The following is a 16,444-nucleotide window of genomic DNA, read 5'->3' as shown; positions in this document are numbered from 1 at the left end:
AGAAACAGCATGTCGTACAGTGTCAAGGTTCTGGATCACTATGAGAATCCGCGCAACGTCGGTTCGTTTGCCAAGGATGAGGAGGGTGTGGCTACCGGCATGGTCGGCGCACCCGCCTGTGGCGACGTGATGAAGCTGCAGATCAAGGTTGGCAAGGGTGGCGTCATCGAAGATGCCAAGTTCAAGACCTACGGTTGTGGCTCGGCCATCGCTTCGTCATCGCTGGTGACCGAGTGGGTGAAGGGCAAGACCATCGATCAGGCGCTGAACATCAAGAACACGCAGATCGCCGAAGAACTCGCGCTGCCGCCGGTGAAAATCCACTGTTCGATTCTTGCCGAGGATGCAATCAAGGCCGCCGTCGCCGATTACAAGAAAAAGCACAGTGAGCATGTGTCCAGTTAATGCCGCACCCGTCAACGCACTTACAGCAGGAGGTTATCAATGGCAGTAACACTTTCTGAGCGGGCAGCCAGTCACGTCGCCAACTACATGGTCAAGCGTGGCAAAGGCATCGGGCTGCGCCTGGGAGTGCGTACCAGTGGCTGCTCCGGCATGGCCTACAAGCTTGAGTTTGCCGATGTCGCGCAGCCAGACGATATCGAGTTCGAATCGCACGGGGTGCGGGTGCTGGTCGACCCAAAGAGCCTGCCCTACCTCGACGGCACCGAGCTCGATTACGCGCGCGAAGGGCTCAACGAGGGTTTCCAGTTCAATAACCCGAACGTAAAGGACGCCTGCGGCTGCGGCGAGAGCTTCAACGTCTGACCGCCCTGGCGCCAGGGTGGCCGCCCCGCCCTCTCCACTCGTCTCCACTCGCCGCCGCTTCACCTGCTCGACTGACCGTTTCCCATGGACTTCAACGCCGATCACTTTTCTCTGTTCGAGCTACCGCGGACGTTCCGGCTGGATGCCGCACTGCTTGAGCGACGCTATCTGCAAATGCAGTTGCTGGTTCATCCCGACCGCTTTGCCAGCGCCGGCGACGCCGAGCAGCGCCTGTCGTTGCAGTGGGCGACGCGGGTCAATGAGGGCTACCAGACGCTGAAGAAGCCGCTGCTGCGAGCGAAGTACCTGCTGCGTCTGGCAGCGCACGACCTGGGCAGCGAAAACGTGCCGGCCGACTTTCTCGTTGAACAGATGGAATGGCGCGAGGCAGTGGAGGAAGCACGTGCCGCCGGCCAACACCACGAACTCGAGCATCTGCACCATCGGCTGAAACGCGATATCGTTGAGCGCCACGAGGAACTCGCGCTGCTGCTCGACGATCAGCACGACCTGGGTCAGGCGGCTGACCGCGTGCGGCGGCTGATGTTTCTCGACAAATTGCTGGTCGAGATCGATGAAGCCATCGCGGAGTGCGAAGAGTAGGACGAGTAAGACGACGAAGTCGATCGCTCGCCGCCAAACCACCAGCAACAAGCACCAGGACCTGTTCATGGCACTACTACAGATTGCGGAACCGGGCGATTCAGCCGCGCCGCACCAGCACCGGCTGGCGGTCGGCATAGACCTCGGGACGACCAATTCGCTGGTGGCGACGGTGCGCAGCGGGCTGGCCGTCGCCCTCAGCGATGAGCTCGGCCGCCCCCTGCTGCCTTCGGTGGTCCGCTATCTTGCCGACGGCCGCTGCGAGGTCGGCTACGAGGCGCAGGCCAGGCAGGCAGTCGATCCACGCAACACGATTGCTTCGGTCAAGCGTTTCATGGGCCGGGGGCTCGCCGACATCGCCCACCGCGAGGCGCTGCCCTACGTCTTTCAGGATGGCTGCGGGATGCTGCGCCTGCACACCGCCGCCGGGCTGAAAAGCCCGGTCGAGGTATCGGCCGACATCCTGCGCACGCTGCGCCAGCGTGCCGAAGCGTCGCTGGGCGGACCGCTGGTCGGTGCCGTGATCACTGTGCCGGCTTACTTTGACGACGCGCAGCGCCAGGCGACCAAGGACGCCGCCAGGGTCGCCGGGCTGCCGGTTCTGAGACTGCTCAACGAGCCGACGGCGGCAGCCATCGCCTACGGGCTCGACAATGCGGCCGAGGGTGTTTATGCCGTCTATGACCTCGGCGGCGGTACTTTCGACATCTCGATCCTCAAACTTTCGCGCGGCATCTTCGAGGTCCTGTCGACCGGAGGCGATTCGGCGCTCGGTGGCGATGACTTCGACCAGAGAATCTTCTGCTGGATCCTGGAAACAGCCAAGCTGAAGCCCCTGTCCGTCGAGGATGCGAGCATGCTCCTGACGCGTGCCCGTGAAGCCAAGGAGTACCTGACCTTTCATGGCGCTGCGCCGGTCACGGCCAGGCTCAACAGCGGTGAGGTGGTCGATCTGACGCTGACCACCGAAACCTTTGCCGAAATCACCCAGACCCTGGTCGCCAAGACCATCCAGCCGGTCAAGAAGGCGCTGCGCGACGCCGGGCTGTCGGTGAGCGAGGTCAAGGGCGTGGTGATGGTCGGCGGCGCCACGCGCATGCCACAGGTACAGCGGGCCGTCGGTGAATTCTTCAGGCAGGAACCGCTGAACAATCTCGATCCCGACAAGGTGGTAGCCATCGGTGCCGCGACGCAGGCCAATCTGCTGGCCGGTAACCGCGCTGCCGGCGACGACTGGCTGCTGCTCGATGTCATTCCCCTGTCGCTGGGTCTCGAAACGATGGGCGGCCTGGTCGAGAAGATCATTCCGCGCAACGCGACGATCCCGACCGCGCGCGCGCAGGAATTCACCACTTTCCGCGATGGTCAGACGGCACTGGCCGTACATGTCGTTCAGGGTGAGCGCGAACTGGTCAGCGACTGCCGTTCGCTGGCGCGCTTCGAACTGCGTGGCATCCCGCCGATGGTCGCCGGCGCAGCGCGCATTCGCGTCACTTTTCAGGTCGACGCCGACGGACTGCTGGCGGTCGCCGCCAAGGAACAGACTTCGGGAGTCGAGGCCAGCATCGTCGTCAAGCCATCGTACGGCTTGTCGGACGACGAGATTGCCGGCATGCTCAAGGATTCGCTGGCGCACGTCAGGGACGACGCGCTGCGCCGAGCACTCAAGGAATCCCAGGTCGAGGCGCAACGCTTGATCGAAGCCGTGCGCTCGGCGCTCAAGGCCGATGGCGATCTGCTGGCGGCCGACGAAATGGCGCGCGTCGAGAACGGCATCATCAGACTACAGAATGCCACGCTCGGCGACAACCGCCGGCAGATCGTGCTGGCCATGGATGACCTCGAAGCCGAGACCAAGGATTTTGCCGCGCGACGCATGGACAAGTCGATTCGCCGGGCTTTTGCCGGCCGCCACATCAGCGAGCTGGATAGCGAAGCCGCCGTCGCGACGACCGGAGAAGTGGCATGACCCGGATCATCGTTTTGCCGCACATCGAACTCTGCCCCGACGGCGCGGTCATCGACGCGCGAGCCGACGAATCGATCTGTCAGAACTTGCTCGAGAACGGCATCGCTATCGAGCACGCTTGCGAGATGTCGTGCGCCTGCACCACCTGTCACGTCGTCGTTCGCGAAGGTTTTGACGCGCTTGAAGCGTCCGACGAGGTCGAGGACGACCTGCTCGACAAGGCCTGGGGCCTGGAACCGAACTCGCGTCTGTCATGCCAGGCGATGGTCAACGACACACCGCTGGTGATCGAGATTCCGCGTTACTCCATCAACATGACCAAGGAGGGCAAGCGATGAAATGGACCGACATCAACGACCTGGCCATCGAACTTGCCGAGGCCCATCCCGAGCTTGACCCGCTGAAGATCAATTTCGTCGACCTGATGAACTGGGTTCTCGCCTTGCCCGGCTTCGAAGACGATTCCCGCCACTGCGGCGAGAAGATTCTCGAGGCAATCCAGCAGGCCTGGATCGACGAAGTCACATGAAACCAGACGATACTGGCGGCAGCCAGCGCAACGTTCTCGGCGGCTTGCTCGGGTCGTGCAGCGAGAGGCCGATGACCGGTTTCTTTCGTGACGGCTGCTGCAGCACCAGCGACGAGGATCTCGGCAGTCACACGATCTGTGTCGTGTTGACCGCCGAGTTTCTCGACTTCTCGAAAGCCCGCGGCAACGACCTGTCCACGCCCCGCCCCGAGTTCGGATTCCCCGGCCTGCAAACGGGTGATCGCTGGTGCCTGTGCGCGGCGCGCTGGCGCGAAGCGCTGCACGCCGGCAAGGCACCGCGCGTCGTCCTCAGTTCCACCAATGAAGCCTGCTTGCTGATCGTCACCCTTGACGACCTGAAGCGGCACGCGATCGACCTGAACTGACGCAGGCGCGACTGGCGAGAGATTCGTCGCTCCCTTGACACGCCGCACATGACAAGCTGTGGCGCAGCAACTGACTTGCTCAGCCGGGGCCTCTGGCCGATCTGGTAGCCAGAGATCAAGAGAATGTGGGCGACGCAGTGCGCAACGCCATGCGGCAATGACCCGCCAGCGCTGCCCTATTCAGTCTTGCTGGTAGCCGGAGCTGCCTGATCAAGAGCCTGAATGCTGGGCAAGCAGCGCCGAAAGTTCCCGCTGCAGGAGGTCGGCGTTGCCGATGTTGAGTTCGACCAGGCGGCGCAGGTGGGTCACGCTGTCGATGTCGATCGAGTGGCAAACAAGGCCGGCCTGGCGACCTTCGACATGAGCAATCGTGCCCTCCATGCAGATCTCCTCGCCGTCTTCGAGGTTGATGTGCAGTACGGAAGTGGCTCCGCCGACGACATCGGCGTCCTCCGGCAAGCCGACGAGCGCGCCTTTCACGGACAGGTCCAGGACCTGCACTTCAAGCTTGCGGTCGGCGAGAATCAGTTGCGCCGGTGAAGCAAAGGCGATGCGGGAAGAGTGGCGGCGATCGGCGTTCACGGCAGTTTGCTCGCAAAGATTACTTGCCCCGGATGTTACCCCAAAGCAGCTTGTGCAACTGCAACTGAAAGCGTACCGGTAAGCGATCGGCGAGTATCCAGTCGGCCAGTGTTGCCGCAGGCAGTTCACCGTCGACCGGGGAGAAGAGCAGCGGACAGAGGGCCGCCAGCCGGCGATCGAGGACCAACTGGCGCGCCCACTCGTAGTCTGCCCGGTCCTTGAGGACGAACTTGAGCTCGTCGTTGGCGGTCAGCAGCGCCAGGTTCTGCCACCGATTGCGGCCAAACTCGCCGGAACCAGGCGCCTTGAGGTCTACGATGCGCGAAACGCGCGCGTCTACCTCGGCCACATCGAGTGCGCCAGAGGTCTCCAAAGACACCGCATAGCCGGCATCGCTCAAGGCGCTCAGCAAGGGTAGGCACGCTGGCTGTGCGAGAGGTTCGCCGCCGGTCACGCAAACATGGTTGACGCCATGACACGCCACTTGCTCGATGATTTCCGGAAGCGAGATCGTCTGGCCGCCGGAAAAAGCGTAGGCAGTGTCGCACCAGACGCAGCGTAGCGGGCAGCCGGTCAGGCGGACAAAAACGGTCGGTAGCCCGGCACGGGAGGTCTCGCCCTGCAGGGACAGGAAGATCTCGCTGATTTTCAGCGACAGCGGTCGTAGGGAGGCGTTCACCCGCCTACTTCTTGAGGCGCTGCCTGGCGGTGACCGCCGCCGTACTTTCCGGGTACTTGGCGACCAGCGTTTCCAGCGTACCTTTCGCTCCCCTGGCGTCGGCAAGTTCGTGCTGGCAGGTGGCCACATTGAGCAGCGCTTCGGGCGCCTTGGGGTTGGCGGGCCATTTACTGACCACCACCCGCTGAGCATCGATCGCCTTCTTGCAGTCGCCCAGCGCGTAATGGGCGTTGCCGAGCCAGTAGTAAGCACTTGGCGTCAGCGTGCTGTCCGGGTGCGCTTTGGCAAAAGCGTCGAAAGCCGCGGCAGCTTCCTTGACCTTCTTGGCTCTGAACAGATTGAGAGCGGCCTCGTATTCACGCGTTTCGATGGCCGGGTCGCTGGCTGGCTTTCTCGGCGCTTCGGCGGCGGCCTTGTTCTCCTCGGCAGGCTTTGCCTCCACGCTGGCCGTCAGCGGTGCTTCGAGCTTGCGCAGGCGTCCGTCGAGGTCGATATAGAAGTCCTGTTGTCGCTTCTTGGCCGAATCGAGCTCATAGGTCAGCGTCTCGATCTGGCCACGCAGGTGCGCGTTCTCTTCACGCAGCGCCTGCGTCTGGTTGGCCAGCTCGATCTGTCCTTTGGAGACGGTGTCGAAGCGTTCGCTGGTCTTGATCGACAAGTCCTTGACCTGACGGCGTGCTTCGTCGTCATCCAGAATACCGGCACGCACGGGTTGCGCGCCGATGGCCACGAGTAACAGCGCACCCGCCTGCAGGGCGGCCCAGCGACGATGCGACGGCTCCGACATCCTAGAACTCGCCGGTGTAGAGCATGTCGCCGCGGCGGTTCTGGGCCCAGGCACTTTCGTCATGGCCTTCGTTCTTGGGCTTTTCTTCGCCCAGGCTGACCGATTCGAGTTGCTCTTCGCGGGCCCCGAGCAAGGCCAGCATCTTCTTGACTGCGTCGGCCCGCTTCTGACCTAGCGCCAGGTTGTACTCGCGGCTGCCGCGTTCGTCGGTATTGCCCTGGATCAGAATCTTGAACTGGCGATTATCGGTGAGGAACTTGGCGTGGGCGGTCACCAGATCCTTGTATTCAGCCTTGACTTCGTAGCTGTCATAATCGAAATACACGCTGCGCTTCGAGAGAATGCTTTGCGGATCGGTGAGCGCTGCCGGCAGGCCGCGCGTTTCGACGCCGCCCGTCGTGACCGTGGTCACGCCTCCCGACCCGCCACGCGTCTCGACGGGCGCACCACCACCGGCGGCCTGGTCGCTGCCCTCGCGCGTCGAACTGCAGGCAGCGATCAAAAGGATCAGAGCGGCGGGGATGACGAGTTGCTTCATGGTGTTTCTCCTGCAGAAAATTCGGACTGACGACGAATGCTTATTTGTTGAAGGGGCCCCACGCCGGCTCGCGCACATCGCCCGCCGTAATGGAAAGACGCTGTTTGATGCGGCCATCGATCGATACCGCCGAGAGCACACCGCGACCGCCTTGCTCGGTGGCGATCAGGATCATCCTCCCGTTGGGTGAGAAACTGGGTGATTCATCCTTGTGCGAGTCGGTCAGGACCTGCACCTGCCGGCTGGCAAGGTCCATCACGCTGAGACGAAAACTGCCTTCGCGCCGGCTGATGAAGGCCATCGACTTGCCGTCCGGTGACAGGCGCGGGGTCACATTGTAGCTGCCATCGAAGCTCACGCGCTGCGGTTCGCCGCCGCCGACGCCGACGCGATAGATCTGCGGGCTGCCGCCACGATCCGAGGTGAAGTACACCGACTGCCCATCCGGAGAGAAGTTCGGTTCGGTATTGATCGCGCTGGCGGTCGTCAGCCGCTGCACGCCCGAACCGTCGGCGTTGACGGTGAAGATCTGCGAGCCGCCGTCCTTGCTCAGCACTACGGCCAGCTTGCGACCATCGGGCGACCAGGCGGGCGCCGAGTTGGAGCCCTTGAAGTTGGCGACGACGATACGCTTCCCTGAGGCCAGCGAGTGAGCGTAGACCACCGGTTTCTTGTTTTCAAAGGAAACGTAGGCCAGGCGCGTGCCATCAGGCGACCAGGCTGGCGAAATGATCGGTTCCTTGGAGATCAGCGCCACCTGCTCGTTCTGTCCGTCGGCGTCGGAGATGTGCAACTCGTAGCGCGTCGCGCTGGCCCTGACGACGTAGGCGACGCGGGTGGAAAAGATGCCCGGCTCACCGGTCAGCTTCTCGTAGATCATGTCGGCGATGCGATGGCCGGCGGCACGCAGCATGGGCTTCGAGGTGACGAATGCAGATCCGCCCAGGATGCTCTGTTTGTTGACGTCAAACAAGCGGAAGCGCGCCTCCTTTCGACCATCAGGAGTCTCGCCGATGCTGCCGGCCGCCAGCGCGTCGGCGCCCCTGCTCCGCCAGTCGTCATAGACCGGGGTCGACGCCTCGGTCATGGCCATGCCGTTGGTGTCGACCATCTTGAACAGGCCACTGCGTTCGAGGTCACCGCGCACGACGGTGGTCACGACGCGAGCAGCGCTTGTTTCTCCGCCGAATTCGGCAATCGCCACGGGGATGCGGTTGGCCCCGGCGCCAGTAATCTCGATGGTCAGTTGGGCGTACGCCGGCGCCTGCAGCAGAGCCAGTGTGCTGACGGCGAGCAGGCCGAGCCGACGGAGTTTGAGCACGAGTGGAAACATGGGGCAGTCCAGGACAGAATGCGCGATTATATCGCCTCTGAATGCTGTCAATTGGTAACGAAACGTGATCATGTCGCCAGCGACCGGCAAACGGCACGCGCTTCTTGCCGGCGACACCTTGGAGCTAGCGCTGCTGGACGCTTCTCGAGCGCATGTAAGCGGCAAAAAATCCGCCCTCAATGGCTCGCAGCCGCTCGCGCTGTTCGACCAGTGCGCGGCTGTGGCCCAGTTTATCGAGGTCGAGTATTCGTGTCAGGAGAAGGAAGGCCTGCGCCGCAGGGACTGGTTGGCTGCCTTGGTCGATGCTTTGCACGAGCGTGGTGCCAACATCGCTCGCCGCTTCCGGGTAGCGCAGGAGATACCAGGCGGGAAACCAGCTCGCGTCCAGATCGTCGAGGTCGGCCTGAAAGTCGAGCCAGTTCCGGTCGAGCAGCGGGTCATTCAGTTCCTTGAGCACGGCTGGAAAATCGCCGGCAGCGTGCCAGGCGAGGAAGAAGATCTGCGGGCGTGCGCCCTTCAGGCCGCTCAGGCGATGACGGGCAATGGCTCGCCAACGCAGGACTGCGCGCTCCCGTGCGTGGCCGACGATGCCGTTCGCCGCCTTTTCGACCGCATCGTAGGCTTCGGCGTGCAGGAACAGATCGGCGGCGTGAAGCTGCGGTCGTGCCGGGTCGAAAGGGTGATTGGCGACGCGCGCCAGTTGCCGCCAGAAGAACCTGAGGAAGCCCTTGGCAGCAGCGCCAAGGACGTTGGCACACGGGATGATCTGCGTATCGAGAATCACCAGCACCTCTTCAAGGGCCTCCTGGTCGAGCGTGGCAAGGTCGGCGTCGCGGCATAGCTGCCCGAACAGAGCCAGAAAAGCCAGCAGGCTGTCGAAAAGTTCCAGATCCCGGTGCGCCGGCGCTTCGGCACGCAGGCAGGCGATGCTCTGCGCCGCGCGCTCGCTGTCGTGCGCGCACAAGGCAGCGACCACCTCGTTGACCAGCGTGACCTCGCGCGAATCGAAAAAAAGGTCGAGTTGATGGGCGTTCAAGGCGATGGTCTTGATCATCGGCAGCCGGCCGCGGGCTCTAATCGTCGTGTGGTTTGTAGGGAATGCTCAGCACGCGCGAGAACAGTTCCTGTTGGGCAGGCTTGGGCAAGGGCGAGGATTTGCGGATGGCGCGCTCGACGGCAGCGTCGAGCGCCGGGTTGCCGCTAGACCGGCGAACTTTGACCTCGAGCACCTCGCCCGAGGGAAGTTGGGTGACCTCGAACACGGCCTGCGGGTTTCCCTGGATGCCCGGCGGCAGAGAGATGTTGCCGCGAATCTTGCCGCGCACTTTTTCGATGTATTCGGCGAGCCCGCGCTTGTTGTCGGCAGACGCCTGTTCAGCCTGAAGTTGCTTGAGTTGGCGCGCCTCGGCTTCGGCGCGGGCGTGCTGGTCCTGAAGCGCTTTCTGCCCAGCTTTCTGTTGCTGCAGTTGCTTCGTTTCACGGTTCAGTTCATCGTCAAAACTTGGGCGCGCAGGTTTGGTGACCTCCTTCGGCTTCGCTTCATCCTTGCCGGGAGACTCTTTGGGCTTTGGAGCTTCTTTCCGGGGAGGTTCCTTCGGCTTGGGATCTTCCTTCTTCGGCTTCTCCTTGACCTTGGGCTCTTCCTGCTTGGGCGGTTCTTTGGCCTTGGGTTCCTCTTTCTTCGGCTTCTCCTTGACCTTGGGCTCTTCCTGCTTGGGCGGTTCTTTGGCCTTGGGTTCCTCTTTCTTCGGCTTCTCCTTGACCTTGGGCTCTTCCTTCTTGGGCAGTTCCTTGGCCTTGGGCTCCTCTTTCTTCGGCTGCTCCTTGACCTTGGGCTCTTCCTTCTTCTCCGGCTCTTTGAGCTTCTTGTCTTCCTTCAGCGCGATATCCGGCTTGGCTGGTGGCTTCGGCTCCACTTTAGGTTCGGGTCTGGGTATTGCTTTGGCAACCGGCCTGGGTTCAGGCTTTGGCGCCGGCCTTGGAATCGGTCTCGGTTCGGGCTTCGGTTCGGGCGTCGGCTCGGGTTTTGGAACAGGCTTGGGTTCGGGTTTCGGCTCGGGTGCTGGCCGGGTTTCGGGCTTGGCTTCGAGTGTTGGCTCGGGTTCGCTGACCACCGTCGGTGCCGGTGCGGAGCGCCAGACTTCGACTTCGACCGAGCTGGGCGGCTTGCTCTTCCATTGCACGCCGAGGAACAACGCAGCGATGAGCAGCAAGTGGACGGTCGCCGAGAGGACCAGCGATGGCCATTTCGCGGGGTCGTCCTGCGGCGGCAGGATGATCTGGTCGACAGCTTCCACCGCTCAGTAACTCACTGCCCGCTCTGTTCGACGAGGAGGCCGATGCGTTTGACCTGTGCCTTTTGCAGCGCTGCCATGACATCCATCACCGCCTTATAGTTTACCTTTTTGTCGCCGGCAACGACCACGGCTTGTTCGGGAGTCTTCTGCGCCGCGACAACCATTGCCCCGAGATCACCGAGACTCACGCGCTTGCCATCGGACTTCCCCGGGAGAACCAGCGTGAGCTTCCCGTCAGCGGTGACGTCTACCCGCAGGGCTTCTCCCGGCGTCTGTGCCGCCTTGCCCACCGAAGGGACGTCGATCGTGCCAGTGGTCATCATCGGTGCGGTGACCATGAAGATGACCAGCAGCACGAGCATGACGTCGATGTAGGGGACGACGTTGATTTCGTTCTTCAGACGACGCGGACGCATGGCCTTATCTCATCTGCCGTTGCAGGATGTTCGAGAACTCTTCCATGAAGGACTCGAAGCGCGACGAGAGACGATCGATTTCGTGCGCGAAGCGGTTGTAGGCGACCACCGCCGGAATCGCCGCAAAAAGGCCGATGGCGGTGGCGACCAGCGCTTCGGCGATGCCGGGTGCGACCGCAGCGAGTGTCGCCTGGCCGACGTTGGAGAGGCCGCGGAACGAATGCATGATTCCCCAGACGGTTCCGAACAGACCGACGTAGGGGCTGACCGAGCCAACCGAAGCGAGGAAGGCGAGATGCGAGTCGATGCTGTCCATTTCCCGCTGGTAAGTGGCGCGCATGGCGCGGCGCGAGCCGTCGATCACGTCTTTCGGGTCGAGGTTCTTCTGACTGCGCAGTTTGGTGAATTCGCGAAAACCGGCCTCGAAGATACGCTCCATGTTGCCGGTGCTGTGACGGTCATTGATCGCGCTCTGATAGAGGCTGTTGAGATCGCCGCCACTCCAGAAGTCACGCTCGAAATGCTCGGTTTGCGCGCGCGCCGCGCGCACCGTGAACCACTTGCGGAAGATATAGTACCAGGACATGAACGAGACGGCAGCCAGCAGCAGCATGACCCCCTGCACGACGGCGCTGGCGTTGATGATCAGTTGCAGGATCGAGAGGTCTTGCGAGACATTCATTGCAGAGATTCCAGTTTGGAGCGCAGGAGAGCGGGGATCGGAGTCGCTTTCATCAGCGCGGAGTTTACACAAACGATGTGGATCGCGCCGCTGACCAGCTCTTCCCAGCCGCCGGCGACGGCCTGATCGGCGCGCCGTATGTGCTGACGAAAAAAGATCTGCGCGCGGCTGATCTTCTCGACTTCGAGGCCGACGACGAGTTGATCATCGAGCCGTGCCGGCTTCAGGTACTCGACGCTGACCCTGCGCACGACGAAAGCAATGCCGGGGTCGCGCAGCAGATCTGTCTGCTGATGGCCGACCTCGCGCAGCCATTCGGTACGGCAGCGCTCGAAAAACTTCAGATAGTTGGCATAATAGACGACGCCGCCGGCGTCGGTATCTTCATAGTAAATACGCACTGGAATGGCAAAAGCGTTGAGTTTGTGGGGGTGTTTCATGGCCGGGTTCGATTCTAGTGTCGCCTGCTTCTGGCAAATGTAAGTATTTGTGACTGCGGGTCTGGCGCGCCGGTCAGGGCGCCCGCCAAACGGTCATGATTTTCAAGACACCCCCGATCATCAAAGTCATGCTCGTTTCCCTCACCCCCGACCCCTCTCCCGCACGCGGGAGAGGGGAGATTCGTCAGCGGTTGGCGCGACTTTCAAAGTAAGCTCGCCTTGCCGTTCGCCGAGCAGCTTGTCGAGGCCGAGGTGACGGTAAACTGCCGCCGTGGCCACCCGGCCGCGCGGCGTGCGCTGCAGGAAGCCTTGCTGGATCAGATAGGGTTCGAGCACGTCCTCGATGGTATCGCGCGCTTCGCCGATGGCGGCGGCCAGATTGTCCACGCCGACCGGACCGCCGCCGAACTTGTCGATCACCGCGGAGAGCAGCTTGCGGTCCATGACGTCGAGGCCGCCATGGTCGACGTCGAGCATCAGCAGAGCCGCGTCGGCGACCTCCTGTGTGATGTGGCCTGCGGCCCTCACCTCGGCGAAATCGCGCACGCGGCGCAGCAGGCGGTTGGCGATGCGCGGCGTACCGCGCGAGCGCCGCGCGATCTCCAGCGCGCCGCCGGCATCGGTGGGCACCTTGAGCAGTTGCGACGAGCGGGTGACGATCAGCATGAGCTCCTCGGGCGTGTAAAACTCGAGCCGCGAGACGATGCCGAAGCGGTCGCGTAGCGGATTGGTCAGCATGCCGGCGCGAGTCGTCGCACCGACCAGCGTAAAGGGCGGCAGGTCGAGCTTGACAGAACGTGCCGCGGGGCCCTCGCCGATCATGATGTCGATCTGGAAATCTTCCAGTGCCGGGTAGAGAATCTCTTCGACCACCGGCGAGAGACGGTGGATCTCGTCGATGAACAGCACGTCGCGCGGTTCGAGGTTGGTCAGGATGGCCGCCAGATCGCCGGCACGTTCGAGTACCGGGCCAGAAGTCGAGCGCAGGTTGACGCCCATCTCGGCAGCGATGATATGCGCCAGCGTGGTCTTGCCGAGACCCGGCGGACCGAACAGGAGCACGTGGTCGAGCGTGTCGCTACGCTTCCTGGCTGCTTCGATGAAGATCGTCAACTGCTCGCGAATCTTCGCTTGCCCGACGTAGTCGGCCAGACGCCGAGGCCGCAGGGCTCGCTCGATGAACTCTTCCTGGGTCGATTTCGACTCAGCCGAGATCAGGCGGTCGACCGAAATACTGCCGAGGTCATCGGTTTCGATCATCGCAACCCGCCCTCGCCGCTTCCCGACGTCGACCCCGGCGCGTCGGGGTCGGCGTGCGCCAGCCACTCGCGGACCAGCACCTGCCCCAGGGCCAGCAGGGTCGGGCCGAGGAAAAGGCCGATGAAGCCGAAGACCAGCACACCGCCAAAAACCCCGACCACGATGAGCAGCAGTGGCAGGCTGGCGCTGCGTGAAATCAGCACCGGTTTGAGGAAGTTATCGACGCTGCTGATGCCGAACATTCCCCACAGCACCATGAAAACGGCCCAGCCGGTCTGGCCCTCGTTGTACAGCCATACGGCGGCACCCAGCCAGATCAGCGTGGCGCCGACCACCGGGATCATCGAGAAGAAGAAAGTGGCCAGGGTCAGAATGATGATGCCCGGAACGCCGGCAATGATGAAACCGATCATCGCCACGATAGTCTGCGCCGCCGCGGTGCCGACGATGCCGGCCATCACACCGGTGACCGTTCCTTCGACCAGCGCCAGCATCCGTTCGCCCAGATCGCCGGCGAGCATGCGGCTGCCGGTGTGTAGTGCTTCCACGTAGAGGTGCGCGTCACGAAAGATGAAGAAGACGAAGAAAATCACCAGCACGAGTTGCAGCAGTCCCTGCGCGAACAGCGCCACGGCACCCAGCGCCAGCCTGCGCGTCGGATCGAGGACCTGGCGCAGCAGGGCGTTCATCTCCTCCCGGCTCTCGATCAGCTCTTGCCAGTAGTTGGCGACGTCCGGACCGACGAACGGCATTCTGAGCAGCCACTCCGGTGGGGTGGCGGGCAGTCCTTTTTCCATCAGCGGCTTGAAGTAACGAATGGCCAGCTCGACGCCGTCAGCAAGCGACCCCGAGAGCAGCGCCATCGGTGCGACGAGCAGGATCAGGAGCAGGATCGACACCAGCAGTGCAGCGAGGCTGCTGCGTCCGCGGCAGAGGGTCAGCAAACGGTTGCGGATCGGCAGCGTGGTGACGCAGATGACGATGGCGAACAGGAGCGTGCCGGTGAACGGCAGCAGGACGGCGACACAGCCGATCAGCAGGAGCGCGACGAGCGCGATCTGGATGAGTTGTTTGTGGCCGGAGTTCATTGTCGATTCAGACCCTTGACAGCAGCTTGAGCGCCTGACGAATGCCGTCGGAGGTGGTGGTGTCGGCGGGCAACTGTTTCATCGCTGCGGCCGCTTCGCGGTCATTGTAACCCAGCGCCAGCAGCGCATTGAGAATGTCGCTGCGCGCACCATCGGTCGGCACGGCGCTGGCCGGCAGAGCGTCGGCAAGCTTGCCCTTGAGCTCGAGCAGCAAACGCTCGGCGGTCTTGGTGCCGATGCCGGGCACCTTGGTCAGGCGTCCGACCTCCTGACGGGCCACCACCTCGGCCAGATCACTCACCGAGAGGCCGGAAAGCACCGACAGCGCCAGGCGCGCGCCAACTCCGGAGATTTTCAGCAGCAGGCGGAAAGCGAAGCGTTCGGCTTCGCTGCCGAAGCCGTAGAGAAACTGTCCGTCCTCGCGGACCGCGAAATGGGTCAGCAGACTGAGCTTCTCGCCATTCGCCGGCAGGTTATAGAAAGTGCTCATCGGCACGTCGATTTCATAGCCGACGCCCTGCACGTCAAGGAGCACCTGCGGTGGATTCTTCTCGAGCAGGATTCCGCTCAGCCGACCAATCATGTTTTGCCCTCGCTCATTTGCCGACTATCAATCTGCCGTTACGCACGTGCAGCCCGCGGCTCGTCAGAGCTCCGAGTCCCTGGCCGCCGTGGGCGTGCGCAATCGCACAGGCGAGCGCATCGGCCGCGTCCGGCCTGGGGTCGGCCGACAGGGATAGCAGGCGGCGGACCATATGCTGCACCTGCGCCTTGTCGGCGTGGCCGTTGCCGACCACCGCCTGCTTGACCTGCAGGGCCGTGTACTCGGCAACCTCAAGGCCGCTGGCGACCAGCGCCGTGATCGCCGCGCCGCGCGCCTGGCCGAGCAGCAGCGTCGATTGGGGATTGACGTTGACAAAAACGATCTCCACTGCCGCCTGATCGGGTTTGTGTGCGGCCACCAGTTCGCGCACTCCGGCGTGGATCGTTCCCAGGCGGCCGGGCAGTGAGTCCTTGGCGTCGGTGCGGATGCAGCCGCTGGCCAGGTAAGCGAGCCGATTGCCGACTTTTTCGAGCAGGCCGAAGCCGGTGATGCGCAGGCCGGGATCGATACCCAGAATGCGCAGCGCGACTTTGGCGCTGTCGTTCATCGGGCATTCGCCCGCGCCAGATAGACCCCGCCGACCGCCAGCACCATCCCGCTCAGCGCCAGTCCGGACAGCGTCTCATTGAAGACCAGCCAGGCGATCACCGCCGTGCTCGGCGGCGTCAGGTAGAACAGGCTGGCGACATTGACCGCGCTGCCGCTGCGAATCAGCACGTTGAGCAGGCTGATGGCGCCAAAGGAGAGCACCAGTACCAGCCACAACAAGGCAAAGGCAAACTGCGGCGACCACTCGATGCGCATGGTCTCGGTCGCCCACGCAGCCAGCGCGGTGACCCCCGCCGTCGGCAGGAACTGGATCACCGAACCGGTGCGCAGGTCGAAGTGCGGGCAGAAGCGTTTCTGGTAGAGCGTGCCGACGGTGATGCCCAGCAGAGCGACGAGCGCCGGCAGCAACATCGCGGCCAGCGGCACGTCGCCAAGCTTGTTGGCGACGACCAGCGCCACGCCGGCAAAGCCGAGCACCAGCCCCAGCCACTGCCGCGGCGAGACGCGCTCGCCGAGCAGGAAACCGGCACCACCGGCCGTCAAGAGCGGTTGCATGCCGACCACCAGGGCGGTCACGCCAGCCGGCAGGCCGTTTTTGATGGCCATGAACACTCCGCCGAGATAGGTCGCGTGTACCAGCAGGCCGGAGACGCCGATATGGATAATCTGACGGCGGTCGGCCGGCCAGGGTGCACGCGTCGCCAGAGCGAACGCGGTCATCAGCGACAGGACCAGGAGATAGCGGGCGAGCAGGAAAGTCAGCGGCTCAGCGTAAGGCAGGCCAAACTTGGCGCCGATGAAGCCGGTGCTCCACAGGAAAACGAACAGGAAAGGCAGCAGCGATGACGGACGGGGCATGGGGTCGGCTTGTGGACGCAGGGCGGCAGTGTAGCAAGCATTGCGGCCGCCATGGCGGCAAACAGACCGCCGTGTT

General features: G+C 63.2%; 22 protein-coding genes. 7 read left to right on the top strand and 15 right to left on the bottom strand.

The window, feature by feature from the left end; all coding sequences use genetic code 11:
- The first annotated feature begins 9 nt into the window (after positions 1-9).
- The 7 genes from iscU to ACCAA_RS00300 all read left to right on the top strand — a co-directional run bounded on the left by iscU (position 10) and on the right by ACCAA_RS00300 (position 4,255).
- Positions 10-405 (top strand): Fe-S cluster assembly scaffold IscU, encoded by a 396-nt coding sequence (gene iscU, locus ACCAA_RS00330; RefSeq protein WP_186405262.1) that lies wholly within the window; start codon positions 10-12, stop codon positions 403-405.
- Positions 406-444: 39 nt separating this feature from the next.
- A complete protein-coding gene (iscA, locus tag ACCAA_RS00325) occupies positions 445-768 on the top strand; it encodes an iron-sulfur cluster assembly protein IscA (RefSeq protein ID WP_186405261.1) in 324 nt (107 codons plus the stop codon).
- A gap of 84 nt (positions 769-852) precedes the next feature.
- Entirely contained in the window at positions 853-1,371 is a 519-nt protein-coding gene (gene hscB, locus ACCAA_RS00320) for a Fe-S protein assembly co-chaperone HscB (protein ID WP_186405260.1), read from the top strand.
- 67 nt (positions 1,372-1,438) lie between these two features.
- A complete protein-coding gene (gene hscA / locus ACCAA_RS00315) occupies positions 1,439-3,340 on the top strand; it encodes a Fe-S protein assembly chaperone HscA (protein WP_186405259.1) in 1,902 nt (633 codons plus the stop codon).
- Positions 3,337-3,678 carry an ISC system 2Fe-2S type ferredoxin gene (gene fdx, locus ACCAA_RS00310; protein ID WP_186405258.1) on the top strand — a complete coding sequence of 114 codons (342 nt, stop codon included), beginning with the start codon at positions 3,337-3,339 and terminating at the stop codon, positions 3,676-3,678. The genes hscA and fdx overlap by 4 nt, the downstream gene beginning before the upstream one ends.
- Entirely contained in the window at positions 3,675-3,869 is a 195-nt protein-coding gene (iscX, locus tag ACCAA_RS00305; protein WP_186405257.1) for a Fe-S cluster assembly protein IscX, read from the top strand. Before fdx ends, iscX begins: the two co-directional genes overlap by 4 nt.
- Complete coding sequence (locus ACCAA_RS00300; RefSeq protein WP_186405256.1) at positions 3,866-4,255, top strand: DUF2237 family protein; 390 nt, start codon at positions 3,866-3,868, stop codon at positions 4,253-4,255. The genes iscX and ACCAA_RS00300 overlap by 4 nt, the downstream gene beginning before the upstream one ends.
- A gap of 210 nt (positions 4,256-4,465) precedes the next feature.
- Here ACCAA_RS00300 and ACCAA_RS00295 read toward each other — a convergent pair whose 3' ends face one another.
- From ACCAA_RS00295 to ACCAA_RS00230, 15 genes are all read right to left on the bottom strand, one after another.
- The gene (locus ACCAA_RS00295) at positions 4,466-4,837 is read right to left on the bottom strand and encodes a PilZ domain-containing protein (RefSeq protein WP_186405255.1); all 372 of its coding nucleotides are present in this window, start codon (positions 4,835-4,837) and stop codon (positions 4,466-4,468) included.
- A 19-nt stretch (positions 4,838-4,856) separates the two neighbouring features.
- Positions 4,857-5,516 carry a 7-carboxy-7-deazaguanine synthase QueE gene (gene queE / locus ACCAA_RS00290; RefSeq protein WP_245754355.1) on the bottom strand — a complete coding sequence of 220 codons (660 nt, stop codon included), beginning with the start codon at positions 5,514-5,516 and terminating at the stop codon, positions 4,857-4,859.
- Positions 5,517-5,520: 4 nt separating this feature from the next.
- On the bottom strand, positions 5,521-6,303 hold the full coding sequence (gene ybgF, locus ACCAA_RS21825) for a tol-pal system protein YbgF (protein WP_245754354.1): 783 nt from the start codon (positions 6,301-6,303) through the stop codon (positions 5,521-5,523).
- Position 6,304: 1 nt separating this feature from the next.
- Positions 6,305-6,841: a peptidoglycan-associated lipoprotein Pal gene (gene pal / locus ACCAA_RS00285; protein ID WP_186405253.1), complete on the bottom strand. Its 537-nt coding sequence runs from the start codon at positions 6,839-6,841 to the stop codon at positions 6,305-6,307.
- Positions 6,842-6,881: 40 nt separating this feature from the next.
- Entirely contained in the window at positions 6,882-8,174 is a 1,293-nt protein-coding gene (tolB, locus tag ACCAA_RS00280) for a Tol-Pal system beta propeller repeat protein TolB (protein ID WP_186405252.1), read from the bottom strand.
- Between the two features lie 124 nt (positions 8,175-8,298).
- Positions 8,299-9,228 (bottom strand): hypothetical protein, encoded by a 930-nt coding sequence (locus ACCAA_RS00275; protein ID WP_186405251.1) that lies wholly within the window; start codon positions 9,226-9,228, stop codon positions 8,299-8,301.
- 19 nt (positions 9,229-9,247) lie between these two features.
- The gene (gene tolA, locus ACCAA_RS00270; RefSeq protein ID WP_186405250.1) at positions 9,248-10,471 is read right to left on the bottom strand and encodes a cell envelope integrity protein TolA; all 1,224 of its coding nucleotides are present in this window, start codon (positions 10,469-10,471) and stop codon (positions 9,248-9,250) included.
- 11 nt (positions 10,472-10,482) lie between these two features.
- A complete protein-coding gene (gene tolR, locus ACCAA_RS00265) occupies positions 10,483-10,887 on the bottom strand; it encodes a protein TolR (protein WP_186405249.1) in 405 nt (134 codons plus the stop codon).
- A 4-nt stretch (positions 10,888-10,891) separates the two neighbouring features.
- Entirely contained in the window at positions 10,892-11,569 is a 678-nt protein-coding gene (gene tolQ / locus ACCAA_RS00260) for a protein TolQ (protein WP_186405248.1), read from the bottom strand.
- The gene (ybgC, locus tag ACCAA_RS00255; protein ID WP_186405247.1) at positions 11,566-12,009 is read right to left on the bottom strand and encodes a tol-pal system-associated acyl-CoA thioesterase; all 444 of its coding nucleotides are present in this window, start codon (positions 12,007-12,009) and stop codon (positions 11,566-11,568) included. The genes tolQ and ybgC overlap by 4 nt, the downstream gene beginning before the upstream one ends.
- Before the next feature lie 141 nt (positions 12,010-12,150).
- A complete protein-coding gene (ruvB, locus tag ACCAA_RS00250) occupies positions 12,151-13,269 on the bottom strand; it encodes a Holliday junction branch migration DNA helicase RuvB (protein WP_245754353.1) in 1,119 nt (372 codons plus the stop codon).
- Positions 13,266-14,357, bottom strand: coding sequence for an AI-2E family transporter (locus tag ACCAA_RS00245; protein WP_186405246.1), 1,092 nt, complete (start codon positions 14,355-14,357; stop codon positions 13,266-13,268). Before ACCAA_RS00245 ends, ruvB begins: the two co-directional genes overlap by 4 nt.
- Positions 14,358-14,364: 7 nt before the next feature.
- Positions 14,365-14,940 (bottom strand): Holliday junction branch migration protein RuvA, encoded by a 576-nt coding sequence (gene ruvA, locus ACCAA_RS00240; protein ID WP_186405245.1) that lies wholly within the window; start codon positions 14,938-14,940, stop codon positions 14,365-14,367.
- A 13-nt stretch (positions 14,941-14,953) separates the two neighbouring features.
- Positions 14,954-15,508: a crossover junction endodeoxyribonuclease RuvC gene (gene ruvC, locus ACCAA_RS00235; protein WP_186405244.1), complete on the bottom strand. Its 555-nt coding sequence runs from the start codon at positions 15,506-15,508 to the stop codon at positions 14,954-14,956.
- Positions 15,505-16,368: a DMT family transporter gene (locus ACCAA_RS00230; protein ID WP_186405243.1), complete on the bottom strand. Its 864-nt coding sequence runs from the start codon at positions 16,366-16,368 to the stop codon at positions 15,505-15,507. Before ACCAA_RS00230 ends, ruvC begins: the two co-directional genes overlap by 4 nt.
- Between the last annotated feature and the right edge of the window lie 76 nt (positions 16,369-16,444).

Origin of the sequence: Candidatus Accumulibacter aalborgensis (assembly GCF_900089955.1) — a bacterium.
In the GTDB taxonomy this organism is placed as follows: domain Bacteria; phylum Pseudomonadota; class Gammaproteobacteria; order Burkholderiales; family Rhodocyclaceae; genus Accumulibacter; species Accumulibacter aalborgensis.
This window is presented reverse-complemented; position numbering and strand designations above follow the sequence as displayed.